This window comes from Dermacoccus sp. MPR-E5 (assembly GCF_058809565.1).
In genome coordinates, this window is the sequence record NZ_JBXASS010000027.1 from 1 (window position 1) to 16,390 (window position 16,390).

The 16,390-nt window shown below is 69.0% G+C and carries 13 protein-coding genes, 1 tRNA gene and 2 pseudogenes; 6 read left to right on the forward strand and 10 right to left on the reverse strand.

Going from position 1 to position 16,390, the window contains the following annotated elements:
• Positions 1-22: 22 nt before the first annotated feature.
• The 4 genes and pseudogenes from AC1RS9_RS14030 to AC1RS9_RS14045 all read right to left on the reverse strand — a co-directional run.
• Positions 23-949: a 4-(cytidine 5'-diphospho)-2-C-methyl-D-erythritol kinase gene (locus tag AC1RS9_RS14030; protein ID WP_038569193.1), complete on the reverse strand. Its 927-nt coding sequence runs from the start codon at positions 947-949 to the stop codon at positions 23-25.
• Between the two features lie 98 nt (positions 950-1,047).
• On the reverse strand, positions 1,048-1,941 hold the full coding sequence (rsmA, locus tag AC1RS9_RS14035) for a 16S rRNA (adenine(1518)-N(6)/adenine(1519)-N(6))-dimethyltransferase RsmA (protein WP_006946797.1): 894 nt from the start codon (positions 1,939-1,941) through the stop codon (positions 1,048-1,050).
• A gap of 98 nt (positions 1,942-2,039) precedes the next feature.
• Positions 2,040-2,297: pseudogene (locus AC1RS9_RS14040) on the reverse strand (transglycosylase family protein); the annotation flags it as partial.
• Positions 2,298-2,444: 147 nt separating this feature from the next.
• Positions 2,445-2,762 (reverse strand): annotated as a pseudogene (locus AC1RS9_RS14045) (G5 domain-containing protein); the annotation flags it as partial.
• Between the two features lie 10 nt (positions 2,763-2,772).
• On the opposite strand from AC1RS9_RS14045, the gene AC1RS9_RS14050 reads away from it, so the two are divergent.
• Positions 2,773-3,150, forward strand: a complete 378-nt coding sequence (locus AC1RS9_RS14050) for a hypothetical protein (protein ID WP_492921914.1) — start codon at positions 2,773-2,775, stop codon at positions 3,148-3,150.
• 203 nt (positions 3,151-3,353) lie between these two features.
• Here the strand turns inward: AC1RS9_RS14050 and AC1RS9_RS14055 are convergent, their stop codons facing one another.
• From AC1RS9_RS14055 to AC1RS9_RS14065, 3 genes are all read right to left on the reverse strand, one after another.
• Positions 3,354-4,205 (reverse strand): TatD family hydrolase, encoded by an 852-nt coding sequence (locus AC1RS9_RS14055; RefSeq protein WP_006946782.1) that lies wholly within the window; start codon positions 4,203-4,205, stop codon positions 3,354-3,356.
• Positions 4,202-6,109, reverse strand: a complete 1,908-nt coding sequence (gene metG, locus AC1RS9_RS14060) for a methionine--tRNA ligase (RefSeq protein ID WP_286697044.1) — start codon at positions 6,107-6,109, stop codon at positions 4,202-4,204. Before metG ends, AC1RS9_RS14055 begins: the two co-directional genes overlap by 4 nt.
• A gap of 103 nt (positions 6,110-6,212) precedes the next feature.
• Entirely contained in the window at positions 6,213-7,196 is a 984-nt protein-coding gene (locus AC1RS9_RS14065) for a cation diffusion facilitator family transporter (RefSeq protein WP_136788850.1), read from the reverse strand.
• 212 nt (positions 7,197-7,408) lie between these two features.
• On the opposite strand from AC1RS9_RS14065, the gene AC1RS9_RS14070 reads away from it, so the two are divergent.
• Positions 7,409-8,005, forward strand: coding sequence for a DUF4126 domain-containing protein (locus AC1RS9_RS14070; protein ID WP_136788849.1), 597 nt, complete (start codon positions 7,409-7,411; stop codon positions 8,003-8,005).
• Between the two features lie 13 nt (positions 8,006-8,018).
• On the forward strand, positions 8,019-8,423 hold the full coding sequence (locus AC1RS9_RS14075; protein ID WP_136788848.1) for a hypothetical protein: 405 nt from the start codon (positions 8,019-8,021) through the stop codon (positions 8,421-8,423).
• A 36-nt stretch (positions 8,424-8,459) separates the two neighbouring features.
• On the opposite strand, the gene rsmI is transcribed toward AC1RS9_RS14075, so the two are convergent.
• Positions 8,460-9,302, reverse strand: a complete 843-nt coding sequence (gene rsmI / locus AC1RS9_RS14080) for a 16S rRNA (cytidine(1402)-2'-O)-methyltransferase (RefSeq protein ID WP_136788846.1) — start codon at positions 9,300-9,302, stop codon at positions 8,460-8,462.
• Between the two features lie 169 nt (positions 9,303-9,471).
• Between rsmI and AC1RS9_RS14085 the strand changes: the two genes are divergently transcribed.
• The 3 genes from AC1RS9_RS14085 (at position 9,472) to AC1RS9_RS14095 (ending at position 14,425) form a co-directional block, all read left to right on the forward strand.
• Entirely contained in the window at positions 9,472-11,148 is a 1,677-nt protein-coding gene (locus AC1RS9_RS14085) for a dolichyl-phosphate-mannose--protein mannosyltransferase (protein WP_492921918.1), read from the forward strand.
• Between the two features lie 195 nt (positions 11,149-11,343).
• Entirely contained in the window at positions 11,344-13,803 is a 2,460-nt protein-coding gene (locus AC1RS9_RS14090; RefSeq protein ID WP_492921920.1) for an amino acid permease, read from the forward strand.
• Positions 13,804-14,053: 250 nt separating this feature from the next.
• The gene (locus tag AC1RS9_RS14095; protein ID WP_038569213.1) at positions 14,054-14,425 is read left to right on the forward strand and encodes a hypothetical protein; all 372 of its coding nucleotides are present in this window, start codon (positions 14,054-14,056) and stop codon (positions 14,423-14,425) included.
• Between the two features lie 245 nt (positions 14,426-14,670).
• Here the strand turns inward: AC1RS9_RS14095 and AC1RS9_RS14100 are convergent.
• Positions 14,671-14,743 (reverse strand) — tRNA-Ala (locus AC1RS9_RS14100).
• Between the two features lie 264 nt (positions 14,744-15,007).
• Positions 15,008-16,015, reverse strand: a complete 1,008-nt coding sequence (locus AC1RS9_RS14105) for a SepX/GlpR family protein (RefSeq protein WP_492921922.1) — start codon at positions 16,013-16,015, stop codon at positions 15,008-15,010.
• Between the last annotated feature and the right edge of the window lie 375 nt (positions 16,016-16,390).

Here is a 16,390-nt window from a genome sequence, read left to right on the forward strand (position 1 = left end):
GGTCGGGGGTTCGGTCGGGGCGTCAGGAGGCGGAGGTGATCTGGGCGCCGTGGGGAGTGGAGGCGGCGAGGACGTAGTCGTCCGCGAGGTCACCGGCAGCGAGCACGTTGCGCAGCGCGACGGCGTCCTTGCGGCTCGCCATGAGGAACGCCACCGTCGGGCCCGAACCCGAGACCATCGCGTTGAGGGCACCCATCTCCAGGCCGAACTCCATCAGGGCGCGCAGCCTCGGCATGAGCGACAGCGCCGCAGGCTCCAGGTCGTTGTGCATGGCGACGGCGACGCCGTGGACGTCACCGGAGCGGACGCTCGCGAGCAGGCCGTCCGACGGAGAGGGCTCAGGCACGCGGTGGCCCTCCCGCAGCCGGTCGCACTCGGCGTAGACGGCGGGCGTGGACAGCCCCTCGTGCGTCAGCGCGAACAACCAGTGGTAGGTGCCCGTCGCGAGCACCGGCACGATCTTCTCCCCGCGCCCGGTGCCGAGCGCCGTGCCTCCGGTGAGGGCGAACGGGACGTCTGAGCCGAGCTGCGCGGCGAGCTCCTCGAGCGTCGCGCGCGACAGGCCGAGCCCCCAGAGCGCGTCGCAGGCGACGAGCGTCGCGGCGGCGTCTGCCGATCCGCCCGCCATGCCACCAGCCACCGGGATGGCCTTGCGAATCGCGATGGCGCAGCGGCCGTCGACGCCGTACGAGGTGGCCATGAGCTGCGCCGCTCGCCAGGCCAGGTTCGACTCGTCGCACGGCACGACGTCCGCGCCGAGCCCCGTCACCGTGAGCGAGAACTCGTCGGCCGACGTGACATCAACCTCGTCGAACAGGTCGACGGCATGGAACGTCGTCGCGAGGTCGTGAAACCCGTCGGCTCGGCGTGGCCCCACGCACAGCTCGAGGTTGACCTTCGCAGGCACCCTCACGCTGACGCGGGTGATCTGTGCGCTCGAAGCCGTCATGCCCCCACCCTATGCATGGACCGCCCTCCGGGCAGCCACCCGAGCCAACAGGCGCCGTCCGCCACAGTGTTGGGTGGGCATTGCGGCCGGAGGACGACTCAGTCCTGCGTCGCCGCCGCGTGGGCGGAGGCGATGGCGGCGAACTCGTCGATACCGAGGCGCTCGCCTCGCGTCCGCGGGTCGATGCCCGCCGCCACGAGTGCCGCCTCGGCCCGGTCGGCGCCGCCCGCCCAGCCGGCGAGGGCAGCCCGCAGCGTCTTGCGGCGCTGTGCGAACGCGGCGTCGATGCACGCGAAGACCTGTGCGCGCGTCGCCTCCGTCGTCGGTGGGTCACGACGCACGAGCGAGACGAGACCCGAATCGACGTTCGGGGCCGGCCAGAAGACGTTGCGTCCGACGCGGTCGGCGAGACGCACGTCGGCGTACCAGGCGGCCTTGACGCTCGGCACGCCGTAGACCTTGCTGCCCGGCTCAGCTGCGAGGCGCTGCGCGACCTCGAGCTGCACCATGACGAGCACGCGCTGCAGCGACGGGAAATGCTCGAGGAAGTTGAGGACCACGGGCACCGACACGTTGTACGGCAGGTTCGCGACGAGCGCGGTCGGTGCCGGCTCGAGCGAGTCGACCGTCATCGCATCCGCTTGGACGACGTTCAGCTTCGATGCGTGCTGCGGCGCGAACCGCTCCACCGTCGCGGGAAGCTGCGCCGCCAGGTTCGGGTCGACCTCGACGACGCTGAGATGCGCGACGGCCGGCAGCAGCGCGAGCGTCAACGACCCGAGCCCCGGGCCCACCTCGACGACGGTGTCGTCGGCCCCGACCCCTGCCAGGCGGACGATCTTGCGCACCGTGTTCGGGTCGATGACGAAGTTCTGCCCCCACGTCTTCGTCGGACGCACCCCGTGACGCTCGGCGAGCTCGCGGATGTCGGCGGCACTCAACAGGCCCGTCGTGTCGTCACGGCCTGCGGGCGTCGCGTCGTCGTCATGCATGACGCCAACCCTATCGGCACATGCGAAGACCCGGCCCGCCCCACGAGGGGACGAGCCGGGTCTTCATGACCGGGCGCGCGGTGCGCGTCAGGTGTCGATCAGGCTGCGTGGCCGCAGGCCCACGGCTGCAGGCCGCGCTGGGCGTAGACCTTGTTCGCGATGGCGATCTGCTGCTCACGGGTCGCGAGGTCGGCGCGCGGGGCGTAGGCGCCGCCGCCGGAGCCGAGCCACGTCTGGTTGTCGAACTGCAGGCCGCCGTAGTAGCCGTTGCCCGTGTTGATGTGCCAGTTGTTCGTCGACTCGCAACGAGCGATGCGGTCCCACATGCCCGAGTTGGCGGCGGCCGGAGCGGCAGCGCTCTTCTGCGTGCGCTGGGCCGACGAGGCGTAGGTGCGCTGCTTCGGCGCGCTCTGCTGCGTCACGGCCTTGCGGGCGGTCGAACGCGACACCTGGGTCTGCTGCGACTGCTGCGGCGCCTGCTGAACGGCCTGCTTCGTACCGATCGTGACGACGCGGCGCACGGCGTTGCGCGTGACGGTCGTGTCGATCACCTTGGAGGAGACGACCTTCTCGCCCTTCTTGGCGCTGCGGTACGTCACCGTCTCGGCGCCCGAACGGCCTTCCTGCGTCACCTTGGACGTGCCCTTGGGCATGTCGGCGCTGTAGACGTACTTCGTCTTCGCCGGGATCGTCTGGACCTGGCTCCAGTTGACGTACGTGACGGCGGGAGCAGCGGCCTTGGCGGGCGTGGCGGGCTTGGCCGGCAGAGCCTGACGGGCCTGCGAACGCGAGGCGCGCTCGGCCTGCGTCTGCTTCGGCACAGCCTTCGTCGTGGACGGCTTCGGCGCAGCCTTCGTCGTGGACGGCTTCGGCGCAGCCTTCGTCGTGGACGGCTTCGGCGCAGCCTTCGTCGTGGACGGCGTCGAGGTCGCGGACTTCGTCGGCGTCGAGCTCGAGGAGATCGAGGGAACGTCGGACGCGGTCTTCGAGTCGCTCGAACCGCAAGCGGCCAGCGTCGAAGCGGCTGCCACGGCAGCGGCCGCGGCGATCGTACGAGAAGTGGTGCGGGTGGTCGAGAACGTCATCATGCTCCGATGTCGAAGGTCCCTCACTGGCGGCGCGCAGAGCACCGAAGGCTCGGTGCGAAGCGCTCGGCTCAGGCCTGCGCTCCAGCCCGTCGACCATGGGGTCGAGGGCACGTCCGTGTGATCCAGACTCGGGTTAACCCGGACAACACTGCCGAGGCAACCCGCGAGGGTCAAATTCAGATAACGGAACCGTAACGGATACTGCGACGCGATGGGGCGTCAGGTGCGGCATCCCGGGAAATCTTCCGCTGCAGTGGGATTCGTCACACGCGGTGCCAGCCCCCTTGCGTCGATCGCTGCGCTATGGAATCACGCGCGTGACGCTCACCACGGCCCGTAGACGCGCTCGGACGTCTCCGACAACGCCGCACACAGCGCCGGGACGTCGACGTTCTTGACCTCGGCGAGCGCTCGCACCGTCAGCGGCACGAGGTACGGCGCATTGGTCGCCCCGCGGTGCGGCGACGGCGTCAGGTACGGCGCATCCGTCTCGACGAGGAGCTGCTCGAGCGGCACCTGTGCGAGTGCCGCCCTCAGTTCGCGGGCGTTCTTGAACGTCACGACGCCGGCGACGCTGACGTAATAGCCGCGCTCGACGCACTCGCGCGCCATCGCGACATCACCGCTGAAGCAGTGCAGGACGGTCTTCTCAGGCGCGCCCTGCTCGGCGAGGATGCGCATGACGTCCTCGTGCGCCTCACGGTCGTGGATCTGCAGCGCCTTGCCGAAGCGCTTGGCGAGCTCGATGTGCCACCGGAAACTCTCCTGCTGCACCGCGACGCCGTCGGGGCCGGTGCGGAAGTAGTCGAGCCCGCTCTCACCGACGACACGCACCCGCGGGTGGGCCGCGATGCGCTCGATTTCGGCGTATGCGGCGTCGAGCTCGCCCGCGGCGTACAGCTTGGGCGCCTCGTTGGGGTGCAGCGCGACGCCGCCGAGCAATTCGGGGTGGGCGTCGATGACGCGCTCGGTGAAGCGCGCGCCCGCAAGATCACACCCCACCTGCACCATCCGATCGACGCCGACCGCGACGGCCTCGTCGATGACGGCGCGCACGTCGGGTGGCGCGCCGCCGTCACGGGAGATGTCGAGGTGAGTGTGATTGTCGACGACCGGTGACGGCAGCGGCTGCGGCGGCGTCGGCTTGTCGCTGCGGCGCAGGTTTGGGTCGCTCACGCCGAGATGTTCATTCGCTCGAGTTCCTCCTCGACCACCGCCGGGTCGAACTTCTTGAACGCCGGCTTCGGCTTCGCGATCGGCGTGCCCGGCGCGGCGTCACGCGGCTGCCAGCGCGGCGTGGCCGAGTACTCGCCCGTGATGATGCGGTACGGACGTCCGTCGTCGAGGTCGGTGACCTCCTTCGCGACCGGCATCGGCATGAACTCCCCCTCACCGCCCATGACCTCGTGCACGAGATTCGCGGAGAACGGCACGAACGGCGCCATCATCGTGTTGAGGTCGACGACGCACTGCGCGAGCGTGTGCAGCACCGTCGCGAGACGCTCCCGCTCGTCCTCACCCTTGAGCTTGAACGGCTCCGTCACCGCGACGTACCGGTTGACCTCGCCGACGAGACGCATCGTCTCCGTGAGGGCCGCCTTGAGACGGTTGCGCTCGATGAGCGCACCCACCGTCGCGAACCCGCCGCGCACCGCGTCGAGCACCTCGCGGTCGACATCGGCCAACTCGGACGGCGCCGGGATCTCACCGAAGTTCTTGTGGATCATGCTCGCCGCACGATTGACGAGATTGCCCCAGCCCGCGACGAGTTCCGAGTTGTTGCGCTGCACGAACTCGGCCCACGTGAAGTCCGCGTCCTGATTCTCGGGGCCGGCCGCGACGATGAAGTACCGCAACGGATCGGGACCGTAGCGCTCCAGCACGTCCTTGACGTAGATGACATGCCCCCGACTCGTCGAGAACTGCTTGCCCTCCATCGTCATGAACTCGGACGAGACGACCTCCGACGGCAGGTTGAGATGCCCGAAAGGACTCTCCACCCCGCCCTTCGCGCCCTCGCCATTCGCAGCAAGAAGCTCAGCGGGCCAGATCTGCGAATGAAAGACGATGTTGTCCTTCCCCATGAAGTACTTGGAAACCGCGACTCCGTCGCTGTTTCCAAGTACTTCCGATGCCTTCTGGGCTCCGACGCTGCCCTCGTCGGACGTCGCACGCTCCGCCCGAGCGAGCTCCGCATCTCCGCCCGTGCTCGCAGGCGCGTTCCACCACTCGCGCCACTTGTCGGGCTCGCCGAGGCGACGTGCCCACTCGATCGAGGCCGACAAGTAGCCGACGACGGCGTCGAACCACACGTACAGACGCTTCGTCGGCTGCTCGCGCCACCCGTCGAGCGGCACGGGAATGCCCCAGTCGATGTCGCGCGTCATCGCGCGCGGACGGATCTCCTCGAGGATGTTCTGGCTGAACTTGATGACGTTCGGGCGCCACGTGCCCGTCGCCTCACGCCCGTCGAGCCACGACGACAACGCGTCCGCGAGCGCCGGCAGGTCGAGGAAGAAGTGCTGCGTCTCGATGAACTCCGGCGTCTCACCGTTGATCTTGGACCGCGGATCGATGAGATCCGTCGGGTCGAGCTGGTTGCCGCAGTTGTCGCACTGATCGCCGCGCGCCTCCGCGTACTTGCAGATCGGGCACGTGCCCTCGATGTACCGATCCGGCAGGGTTCGCCCCGTCGACGGGCTGATGGCGCCCGACGTCGTCTGCTCGACCATGTACCCGTTCTCGTGCAGCGCGAGGAACAGCTTCTGCACCACCTCGTAGTGGTTCGCCGTCGTCGTGCGCGTGAACAGGTCGTAGCTGAGGCCGAGGCCGACGAGGTCGTCGACGATGATGCTCGCGTTCTCGTCCGCGAACTCCTGCGGCGTCTTGCCCGCCTTCTCCGCCATGATGACGATCGGCGTGCCGTGCTCGTCGGTGCCCGAGACCATGAGCACGTCATGACCCGCCATGCGCATGTACCGGCTGTAGACGTCGGAGGGCACACCAAAACCGGCGACGTGCCCGATGTGGCGGGGGCCGTTGGCGTACGGCCAGGCAACAGCGGAGAGAACCTTGGTCATGGCCCCATCCTAGGAGCCGCCGCCGACAACCGCTTTCTCGTGTCATCGCCACGGCCGCACCATGAGGTCAAGGCGGCGAGGGGCACATGGCGCCGAGATCGACTCAGTGCAGGCTGCTCTCGTGAGCCGCGTGGCTCGCGGGCTCGAACTGCAGCGTCGAGTGGTCGACGTCGAAGTGGCCGACGAGGCACTCGAGCACCTCGTCGAGCAGCCGCGGGGCGTGCCCGTCGTGGAAGCACTCGTCGTCGATGACGAGGTGCGCCGACAATGCCGGCAGGTCGCTCGTCACGCTCCACACATGCAGGTCGTGCACGTCGCGCACGTGATCGACCTCGAGCATGTGCGCGCGGATCGCCTCAACGTCCGTGCCGTCCGGCGCGCCCTCGAGCAGCACGCGCCCGGCCTGCGCGACGAGTCCTGCCCCCGCGTGGAACATGAGAGCGACGACGACGAGCGTCGCGACGGCGTCGGCGCGCATCCACCCCGTCGCCCAGATGACGACGGCGGCCACGGCCGTGCCGATGAACCCGTACAGGTCGGTGATGATGTGACGGTACGCGCCCTCGACGTTGAGCGACGTCCGGTTCGCGCGGGCGAGCAGCATGCCCGCGGCGACGTTGACGACGACGCCCGCGAGGGCGACCGCGAGGACAGGTTTCGGCTCGACGTGCGGCGGGTCGACGAAGCGCCGCACCGCCTCGACGAGCAGCACCGCGCCGAGCAGCAGCAACGTGATGCCGTTGCCGAGGCCGGAGAGGATCTCGGCGCGCTTGAACCCGAACGTCAACCGCGCGTTGGCGGGCTTCGCGGCGAGGTGGATCGCCCACAGGGCCAGCGCGATGGCGGCGGCGTCCGTCAGCATGTGCGCGGCGTCCGACAGCAGCGCGAGCGAACCCGTCGCGAAGGCCACGACGACCTCGGCGAGCATGTAGAGCACGAGCAGCGCAAGAGCTGCGCTCAGGTAACGCCGGTCGGCGTCAGCACTCGGAGCATGGCTGTGGGCGTGGCCGCCATGTCCGTGGCCGTCATGTGCAGTCTGCTTCTCATGGGCCTCGCGCCCGTCAAGCAGTTCGTGTCGTGCGCCCACGCGCCACCTCCTCGGTCGGCACGATGCTAACGGCCCTCATCGACGGCTGAGTCACGTGATGCGCGCTGCGTCAGTCCTGACTGACTCGACGCGCATCATGTGACTCAGCTGCACCGGCGTCGTTCGGGGGAATGCCCGCGGCTGTGCCAGAGTTGACGCATTGTTTCGCCGGGGCCGGAGGGGCCGGCGGTCGTTGACCCGAAGGACGTGCCATGTTCGCAGCGCTCACCGGGGCGGGCCTGTCGGCCGCCGCCGGTCTCAACGCCTACATCCCGTATCTCGTCGTCGCTCTGCTCGCGCGCTTCACCGACGTCATCACGCTGCCCTCCGGGTTCTCGTGGGTCGAGAGCACGCCGTCGATCGTCATCGCGTCGATCCTGCTCGTCGGCGAGATCATCGTCGACAAGATCCCGGCCCTCGACAGCGTCAACGATGCGCTCGGCACGATCGTGCGCCCCGCCTCGGGCGCCGTCGTCTTCGCGGGGACGGCGGCCGCCGCGAACCTCGACAACTCGCTGTGGATGACGCAGCATCCGTGGGTCGGCCTCATCGGCGGCGCCATCGTCGCGGGCATCTTCCACACGGGAAAGGCCGCCGCGCGCCCCGTCGCGAACGTCGGGACGGGTGGGTTCGCGGCGCCCGTCCTGTCGACGGCGGAGGACGCGACGTCGATCCTGCTCAGCCTCGCGGCCGTCTTCGCGCCGATCCTCGCGCTCGTGCTGCTCGCCGTCGTCGCGTGGGTGATGTGGCGGCTGTGGCGCCGCGTCGAAGCGATGCGTGAGCGCCGCGCCGCGCGCGCCGCGGTCTGAGAGCGCCCGGCCCATGTCGTTTCCCGCCCTCGCCGCCGACTCCGCGCTCGAACACCGCCTTCGGCGCCGTCGTCTCGTGCGCAACATCGTCGCGGCGCTCGTCATCGCGCTCGTCGTGTTCGGGGTGATGCGGACGTGGCACGCCGTCACCGCCTCGGGTCAGAACCCGCACGTCGCGACGAAGACGGTGACGCTCATCGCCGCCGAACCGCGAGACGACGGCGTCCACGTGCGGGCGCGACTCGACGCGCCGTCGGTCGATGCGACCTCACACGAACTCGAAGCCGTCATCCCGACCGCGACGTGGAACCTCACCCATGCGCTGTGGGCCTGCTACCCCCCGAACGACCCGGCACGCGGCAGCCTGCGCACGCCCCTCGACCCCGGTTGCGTGTACTTCGTCGACGCCAAGGACTGACGACCGGGCCTGCAGTTTGCTCGGGGGCGCTAACCGTCAGCGCGCCGCGAGAGCAGCGTCGTACAGGGTCTTCTTGGACAGGCCGCTCGCCTGGGCGACCCGGCCGCACGCGTCCTTGAGCCGCACTCCCCCGGCGACGAGATCGAGCACCGTCGCGACCGCATCCTCGAGCGACGCCTCACGCGGTTCGGCACCCTCGACGACGACGGTGATCTCGCCGCGTGCCCCGTCGAGGGCCCACGCCGCGAGTTCGCGCAGACCGCCGCGGCGGACCTCCTCGTACGTCTTCGTCAGTTCACGACAGACCGCGCCGCGCCGCTCGTCGCCGAACGCGTCGGCCATCGCCTCGAGCGTCACCGCCAAACGGTGCGGCGCCTCGAAGAACACCATCGTGCGCGCCTCGTCGGCGAGCGCCGCGAGGGTGCGGGCGCGTTCGCCGGCCTTGCGCGGCAGGAACCCCTCGAAGCAGAACCGGTCGACGGGCAGCCCTGACACCGCGAGCGCCATGAGGACGGCTGACGGGCCGGGCACGCACGTCACCGTCAGGTCGCGTTCGACGCACGCGGCGACGAGGCGGTACCCCGGGTCGCTGACGCTCGGCATCCCGGCGTCGGTGACGAGCAGGACGCGTTCGCCTGCGGCGATGCGCTCGACGATCTCGCCCGTGCGCTGGGCCTCGTTGTGCTCGTGGTAGCTCATCATCGACCCGCTCGGGGTGACGCCCAGCGCGTCGCAGAGCCGCTTCGTCCGCCGCGTGTCCTCCGCGAGGATCAGCGGCGCGCTCGCGAGTTCGTGGGTGAGACGCGGTGCCGCGTCCGTCGGGTCGCCGATCGGCGTCGCGGCGAGAACGAGGGCGGGGACGGGTGCTTCGGTACTCACGCGGCCATGGTGTCACGCTGGCGCAGGCGCGCCTCGTGCCCGCCGCGGGTCGACCTGGGTCACGGGGCGTGACGTCGGAGCGGGCCCCTCCTGTCAGTGCCACCGACTACGCTGGCCAACCGGGGCAGACCGTCCCACCGCCAGCCCGCGAGGATCGAGGACGCCACCGGTGAACGCCACCCTGACTGACGCCCCGTCGTCCGCCACCCGCGTCGATACCGACGGCCATCCCGACCGTGACGAGTTGATGCTGCGCGAGCGCCTGCTCGGCGCCCCGGCGAGTGCACAGCAGAAGCTGTGGAGCTGGTTCGGCCCCCTGACGGTCATGCTGATCGGCGGTTTGCTGCGGCTGTGGGATCTGGGGCGCCCGCACCAGCTGATCTTCGACGAGACGTATTACGTCAAGCAGGGCTGGTCGATGATCCTGTACGGCCACGAACGCAAGACGCCCGCGAACATGCCGGAGCCGGACGCGTTCTTCACGCACGGCCAGGTGCCGACCGTATACGGCACCGAACCCGACTTCATCGTCCATCCGCCGTTCGGCAAATGGATGATCGGCGCAGGCGAGCACCTGTTCGGCATCACCTCCTCGTTCGGCTGGCGCATCGCAGTGGCACTCACCGGCACGCTCGCGATCCTGCTCGTCGGGCGCGCGGCCTGGCACCTGTTCCGCTCGGCGACGCTCGCGACGATCGCGGCGCTGCTGACCGCGTTCGAGGGCATGGAATTCGTCATGTCGCGCACGTCGATCCTCGACGGGCTCGTCAGCTTCTGGGCTCTCGCCGGGTTCGTCGCGATCCTCGCCGACCGCGACCGCAGCCGTCGGATCCTCGCGCGCAAGGTCGCGCAGCTGCGTCGTGACGGCGACTGGTCGCTCGATGCGAAGCAGCGCCTCGCCGGCCCGTCGCTCGGCCTGCGCCCGTGGCGCTGGGTCGCCGCCGTGTGCCTCGGCCTCGGCATGGCGACGAAGTGGTCCGACGGGTTCTATCTCGCCGCGATCGGTCTGCTCACCGTGTTCTGGGATCTCGGAGCGCGCCGCGCCGTCGGCGTCCGCCGCTGGCTCTCGGCGACCGTCATCAAGGACGCCGTCACCGGGGCGCTCATCATCGTCCCCACGGCATGCCTGACATATCTGCTCACCTGGGCCGGATGGTTCCACTCGAACGACGCCTGGGGACGCAACTGGGCCGCGAGCAACCCGGCGACCAAGAACACCGGGTTCGCACCCGATTCGAGCCTGTTCTCGTGGCTGCCCGACAGCCTGCGCAGCCTGTGGCACTACCACATCCAGATGTACGACTCGGCGGAGAGCATCACGTCGCCACACACGTATCAGTCGAACCCGTGGTCGTGGATGGCGCAGACACGCCCCACCTCGTTCTTCTACGAGGCGCCTGCGAAGGGCGATCAGGGGTGCTCGGTCACGGAATGCTCCAAGGCGATCACCTCGCTCGGTAACGTCAGCATCTGGTGGTTCGGCATCGCCGCCCTGCTCGTGTGCGTCTTCATGTGGGCGCTGCGCCGCGACTGGCGTGCCGGGACGCTCATCGCACTCGTGCTCGCCGGATGGCTGCCCTGGTTCAGCTATCAGGAGCGCACCGTCTTCACGTTCTACGCGGTCGTGTTCGCGCCCTACGTCATCCTGGCCGTCACGTACTGCCTGGGCTTGATCCTCGGACCCGCCACCGCGAGCCTGCGACGGCGACGCATCGGCGCCGGCGTCGTCGGTGCGTACGTCGTGCTCGCCGTCGCGACGTTCGTCTTCTTCTGGCCGATCTACACCGCGCAGGTCATCCCCCACGACCACTGGGGCTGGCGGATGTGGCTGCCGTCCTGGATCTGACGGGGGCTTCCGGCGCGGGTCGCGTACCGACCGGCGGTCGAGGCTCGTGATGCCGGCGGCGGAGCCCGCGGCTCCGCCGATCACCAATGCGCGACCTCTCATCGTGCTATGACCCAGGTCACGATCAGGGTACGAATCGGCTGACGCGCGGCGGGGCGATTGTCCGATGCGATACGAGCCGTCAGAGTTCTCCACATGAACGCACCCCATCCGCCCGCTGACGGCGAAGCTCTCAGCAGCGGCCTCAAGCCGCGCCACGTCACGATGATCTCGATCGCCGGCGTCATCGGCGCCGGCCTCTTCGTCGGCTCGGCCTCGGCGATCAAGCTCGCCGGCCCGTCGGTCCTCATCGCCTACGCGCTGGCCGGGACGCTCGTCGTCCTCGTCATGCGCATGCTCGGCGAGATGGCGACGGCCAACCCCGATTCCGGCTCGTTCTCCGTCTACGCCGACCGCGCGCTCGGCAAGTGGGCGGGCTTCTCCATCGGGTGGTTGTACTGGTGGTTCTGGGTGCTCGTCATCCCCGTGGAGGCGACGGCCGGCGCGAAGATCCTCTCGGGCTGGATCGACTGGCCCCAATGGGTGTTCGCTCTCATCATCACCGCGTTGCTGACGGTGACGAACCTGTTCTCCGTCGCCAACTACGGCGAGTTCGAGTTCTGGTTCGCGCTCATCAAGGTCATCGCCATCGTCGGGTTCATCGTCCTCGGTGTGCTCGCGATCCTCGGCATCCTTCCCGGCTCGCACGCCTCGGGGCTGCACGGATTCACCGACCACGGCTTCTTCGCCGACGGCTGGAGCGGCGTCCTCGCCGCCATGCTGACGACGATGTTCACGTTCATGGGCACCGAGATCGTGACGATCGCCGCGGCCGAGTCGAAGAACCCGGTCGAGGGCATCCGCAAGGCCGTCAACAGCGTCATCTGGCGCATCTCGCTGTTCTACCTCGGCTCGATCTTCGTGGTCATCGCATTGACGACGTGGAACTCCCCCTCGTTGCAGAAGAATGGCTCCTACCAGGAGGCGCTCAACAACATGGGTCTGGAGAATCTGGCGAGCGTGCTCGACTTCGTCATCCTGACCGCCGTCGCGAGCTGCCTCAACTCCGCGCTCTACACCGCGAGTCGCATGGCGTTCAGCCTCGGCCAGCGCGGCGACGCACCCAAGGCGTTCGCGCGCATCAACCGACGCGGCGTGCCGCAGGTCGCGATCCTCGTCTCCGTCGTCGTCGGCTTCGTCGCCGTGTTCGGTAACTACCTGCTGCCGGAGAAGATCTTCACGTACCTGCTGTCGACGTCGGGCGCCATCGCGCTCATCGTCTACCTCGTCATCGCCGCGACGCAGCTGCGTTCGCGCGCCGCGATGAACCGCGTCGGCGCACGCCCGGCCGTACGCATGTGGGCCTTCCCCGTCCTGACCTACGTGACGATGGCGTTCATCGTCTTCACGATCGTCGCGATGGCGCTGCGCGCCGACCAGCGCCTCAACCTGTGGCTGACGCTCGGCCTCACCGCAGTCGTCGTCGGCATTCGGGCGTCATCGCGGCTCTACACTCACGCCATGGCCTCGACGATCTTCAGCGTGATCCTGCTCCTGCTCGCCCTCGTGGCCTTCCTCTACGGGCGCCACCTGCGCCGCGCGGGGCGGAAGCAGGCCGTCCCGGACTCACGGGGCGAGGCGGCCACGACCGGTCGTGCCCGCGCGGGTGATCTTGACGCATCGGATGACGGTGTAGAAGATGTCGACGCCGACGACAGCGATGATCTCGACTCCGGCGCCTCCCCCGCCCGCGGGTTCCTGCACGCCGCGCGTCCCGAGGCGCCGAGCACGCGGGCTCGCGCGCGTCTGGCCTACCTCGTCTCTGCGGCCTGCGCGACGCTCGCCGTCATCGTCCTCGCCGTCGCGAGTTCCGTCGTCGTGCCGACGAAAGAGATCGGTGTCGTGACGACGTTCGGCAAGCCGACGGGCAGCCTCAGCAATGGCTTCCACCTCAAGGCGCCGTGGCAGAAGGTGACGTACATGGACGCCGCGATCCAGACCGACAGCCACACCGCCGACGACAAGAGCTGCATCAACGTGCGCATCGCCCACCAAGCGACGGCGTGCGTCGACGCGTCCATCCGCTGGCGCATCCGCCCCGACGCCTCCGACGCGCTGTTCCAGAACTACCGCGAGTTCTCGAGCATCCGCTCGAGCCTCGTCGACCGGCAGCTGTCCTCGAGCCTCAACAAGGAGTTCGCGTCCTACGACGCCCTCGCCGTCGACGAGAAGGGCAACCCGACGACCCCGACGCTCGCAAAGCTCTCAGACGACGCGACGAAGGACATGCGCGACCAGATCGGCGACCAGATCGAGGTGCTGTCGGTGATCATCCCGGTCATCAAGCTCGACGACAACACGCAGTCGAAGGCCAACGCGCTGCTCGCCCAGGTCGCGCAGACGCGCATCGCCGAGCAGGGCGTCAAGACGGCCGAACAGCAGGCGAAGGCCAACGAAGCGCTCGCGAAGTCGGTGAGCAAGGACCCGAACGTCCTCGTCTCCAAGTGCCTCGACATGGTCGAGGGCGGCAAGGTGACGCTGCCCGCCGGCTTCTCGTGCTGGCCGTCCTCGGGCTCCGCCGTCGTCGTCCCCGCCACCGGCTCCTCGTCGAAGTAACCCCCGCCCCCCTGCGATGCTCGTCCCCCTTCGCGAATCCCGTCCACATCGGCGATTTTCGGCCACATTCAACGGACATTGTGGCGTTGCGGTCGGTGAGCGGCGTTTCAACGCGTCGGGCGGATTCGTCGTCACAGCGCGAAGCGTCACCCTTGACGGCGGTCTCGACCCATACTGCACCGACCACGCCAGCATCGATGAGGACGGGGGAAGCACGCAGCGCGCCGGGGCGGGCGAGTAGCCTGACACCATGCGTACCTGGGCCATCGCCACCGTCACACCCCTGCTCGTTCTGACCGCGTGCTCCGCCCAGACCCACCGCTTCGACAGCGCGACGGAACTGCGCAGCGCAGCCGTCAACGCAGGCCTGCACTGTACCGGGTACAACCCGACGACGCCGCCCGCGGGCGCCTCCAGCTCAGGCGAATGCGTCGGCGGCACCCACGCCGTCTTCGTCGTCTACGACGGCGAGAACGCAGCCAAGAAAGCCATCACCGACGCGACCGGCAAACTGACGGGCGACGACGCCGTCCTCGCCGGCCCCAACTGGTACGTCATGAGCAGCACCTCAGCCCTCGACGGCATCAAGGACTCCATCGGAGGAGACATCAAGAGCAAGTAGGCGGCGGCTGAACCCGGACTTGAGACGCGCTTTGCGCGTCAGCGCCAAAGGCGGGGCTCGGCACGCGCTTCGCGTCTCAGCGCGGGGGCAGGGCTCGGCACGCACTTCGCGCGTCGGAGCCATGGGGACTTCGCCATCCTCGCTCCGCTGCGGCGGCTCCTCGAATCACAATGATCGACAGATGTGAATACAGACAGCCACCCGGACAAAAATCTTGTCCGGGTGGCTGTCTGTATTCATCTCGGTGGAGCTATGGGGATTCGAACCCCAGACCTTCTCATTGCGAACGAGACGCGCTACCAACTGCGCCATAGCCCCGTGAAGCGAGAGACACGTTACCACCAAGCGGCGCACAGACCAACACGAGGCGCCCCAATCGGCCGCCACCCACCCTGCTCACCGGGCCCGGCGACCCACGCACGGCTCCCTGCTCCCTCCACGACCCCGCCAGCAGAAACGCTCCTTCGTGCCACCGAAAGCACACGTGCAACCCGTCACACCGGAAACGCACCCTTAGACACACGAAGACGGCGGGCGCCCCGTGGGCACCCGCCGTCCGTCGTCAAAGCCTCGCGTGCGGCCTCAGCCGGCGCGGTAGACCTGCGGAAGCTCTTCGTAGTCCTCGTCGAGCGCCATGCCGTCGAACGGCAGATCCTCGACGGGCGTGTTCTCGTACCGCGCGGCGAGCGGGCGCGTGTCAACCTCGTCGACGGTCGCCGCCGGCTCGACAGGTTCACGCTCGGCCTTCGCCTTCATCGTGTACGTCGGGCGCGGCACGTCGACGGGCGCCCATGCCGCAGCGTCGAACACCTCGGCCTGCGCACGCGCCACGGCGTCCACGTCAGGCTCGACGTCGACGGCCGGCTCGGCGTCGACGTCGCGCTCCGGCAGCTCGGCGACGAGCGGCGAACGCTTCGTCATGGACGCCGCGGTCTCGGCCGCCTCGACCTCGACGCGGGTGGCGCCCACAGTGGCGCTCGAACGCGCGGGCGACGCGGCGCGCGCCGGAGCTGAGACGCCCACCGGGCGCACCGTGGTCGACGCTGCCTTGGCCGTCCGCGCTGCGATCGCCGAGCGGCGCAGCCACACGACGACACCGGCCGTCGCCAGCAGGCCGAGCAACGGCAGCCACGCCGGCACGAGCGTCAGCAGAGCGAGCAGCGCCGTCACGACCAAGAAGCCGAACGATCCGAGCAGGGCAAACAGCTTGACCTTCGGCGATTCGAGCGCCGCCGGCACGCGGGCAAGGCCCTGCGCCGCGCCCTGCAGACGAGCGGGCACCCGCGTCGTCGTCACCTCGACACCCTCAGCGGTCGACGCGTGCGCGTCACCCTCGGGGGCGCAGGGCGTCACGCGCGAGGCACCCTTGACGCTGACCTGAGGGCGCAGGATCGTACGCGACGGCTCGTCGGCGCGCGCCGAGACGTCAGCCTGGATCGGGGTACGGCGTTCGAGCATCCTCATCGCCTCCGAGAATCGATCGACGGTGCGCGCGGTCGCGAGATCCTCGCGGCGGCGCACCCAGTGCTTGAGCATGTAGGCAGCCCACACGGCAATGATGACGAAGAAGATCAGGCTGCTGGCACTCACGCACACCAGGCTAGGGTGCGGCGGCTTGACAACGAGTGAGCCACGCCGCGCGTGTCGCGCAAAAAATCTTCACTGCGTGGGGTAACAATGCCCCGCCGCCGGCGGACGACGGGGGGCACAGACCGACGTCGGCGCCGATCGTCGGTGTGCACGGCGCCGTCAGCTCCGACGCGCGGATGGCGGAGCGTCGGCGAACGTGGACGAAAATCGCAGTTGTGGACATGAATCGCCGATGGATGCCGTTCGCCGATGTGGACGTGAATCGCAGTTGGGTACGGGCCACGTCGAGGTGGGTTTCGACGGCGCTGTTCAGCGGTTCGAGGGGGCAGACGGGTTCGGAGGTCCGAAAGGTCAGACGGGGTCGGGGGCCAGAGG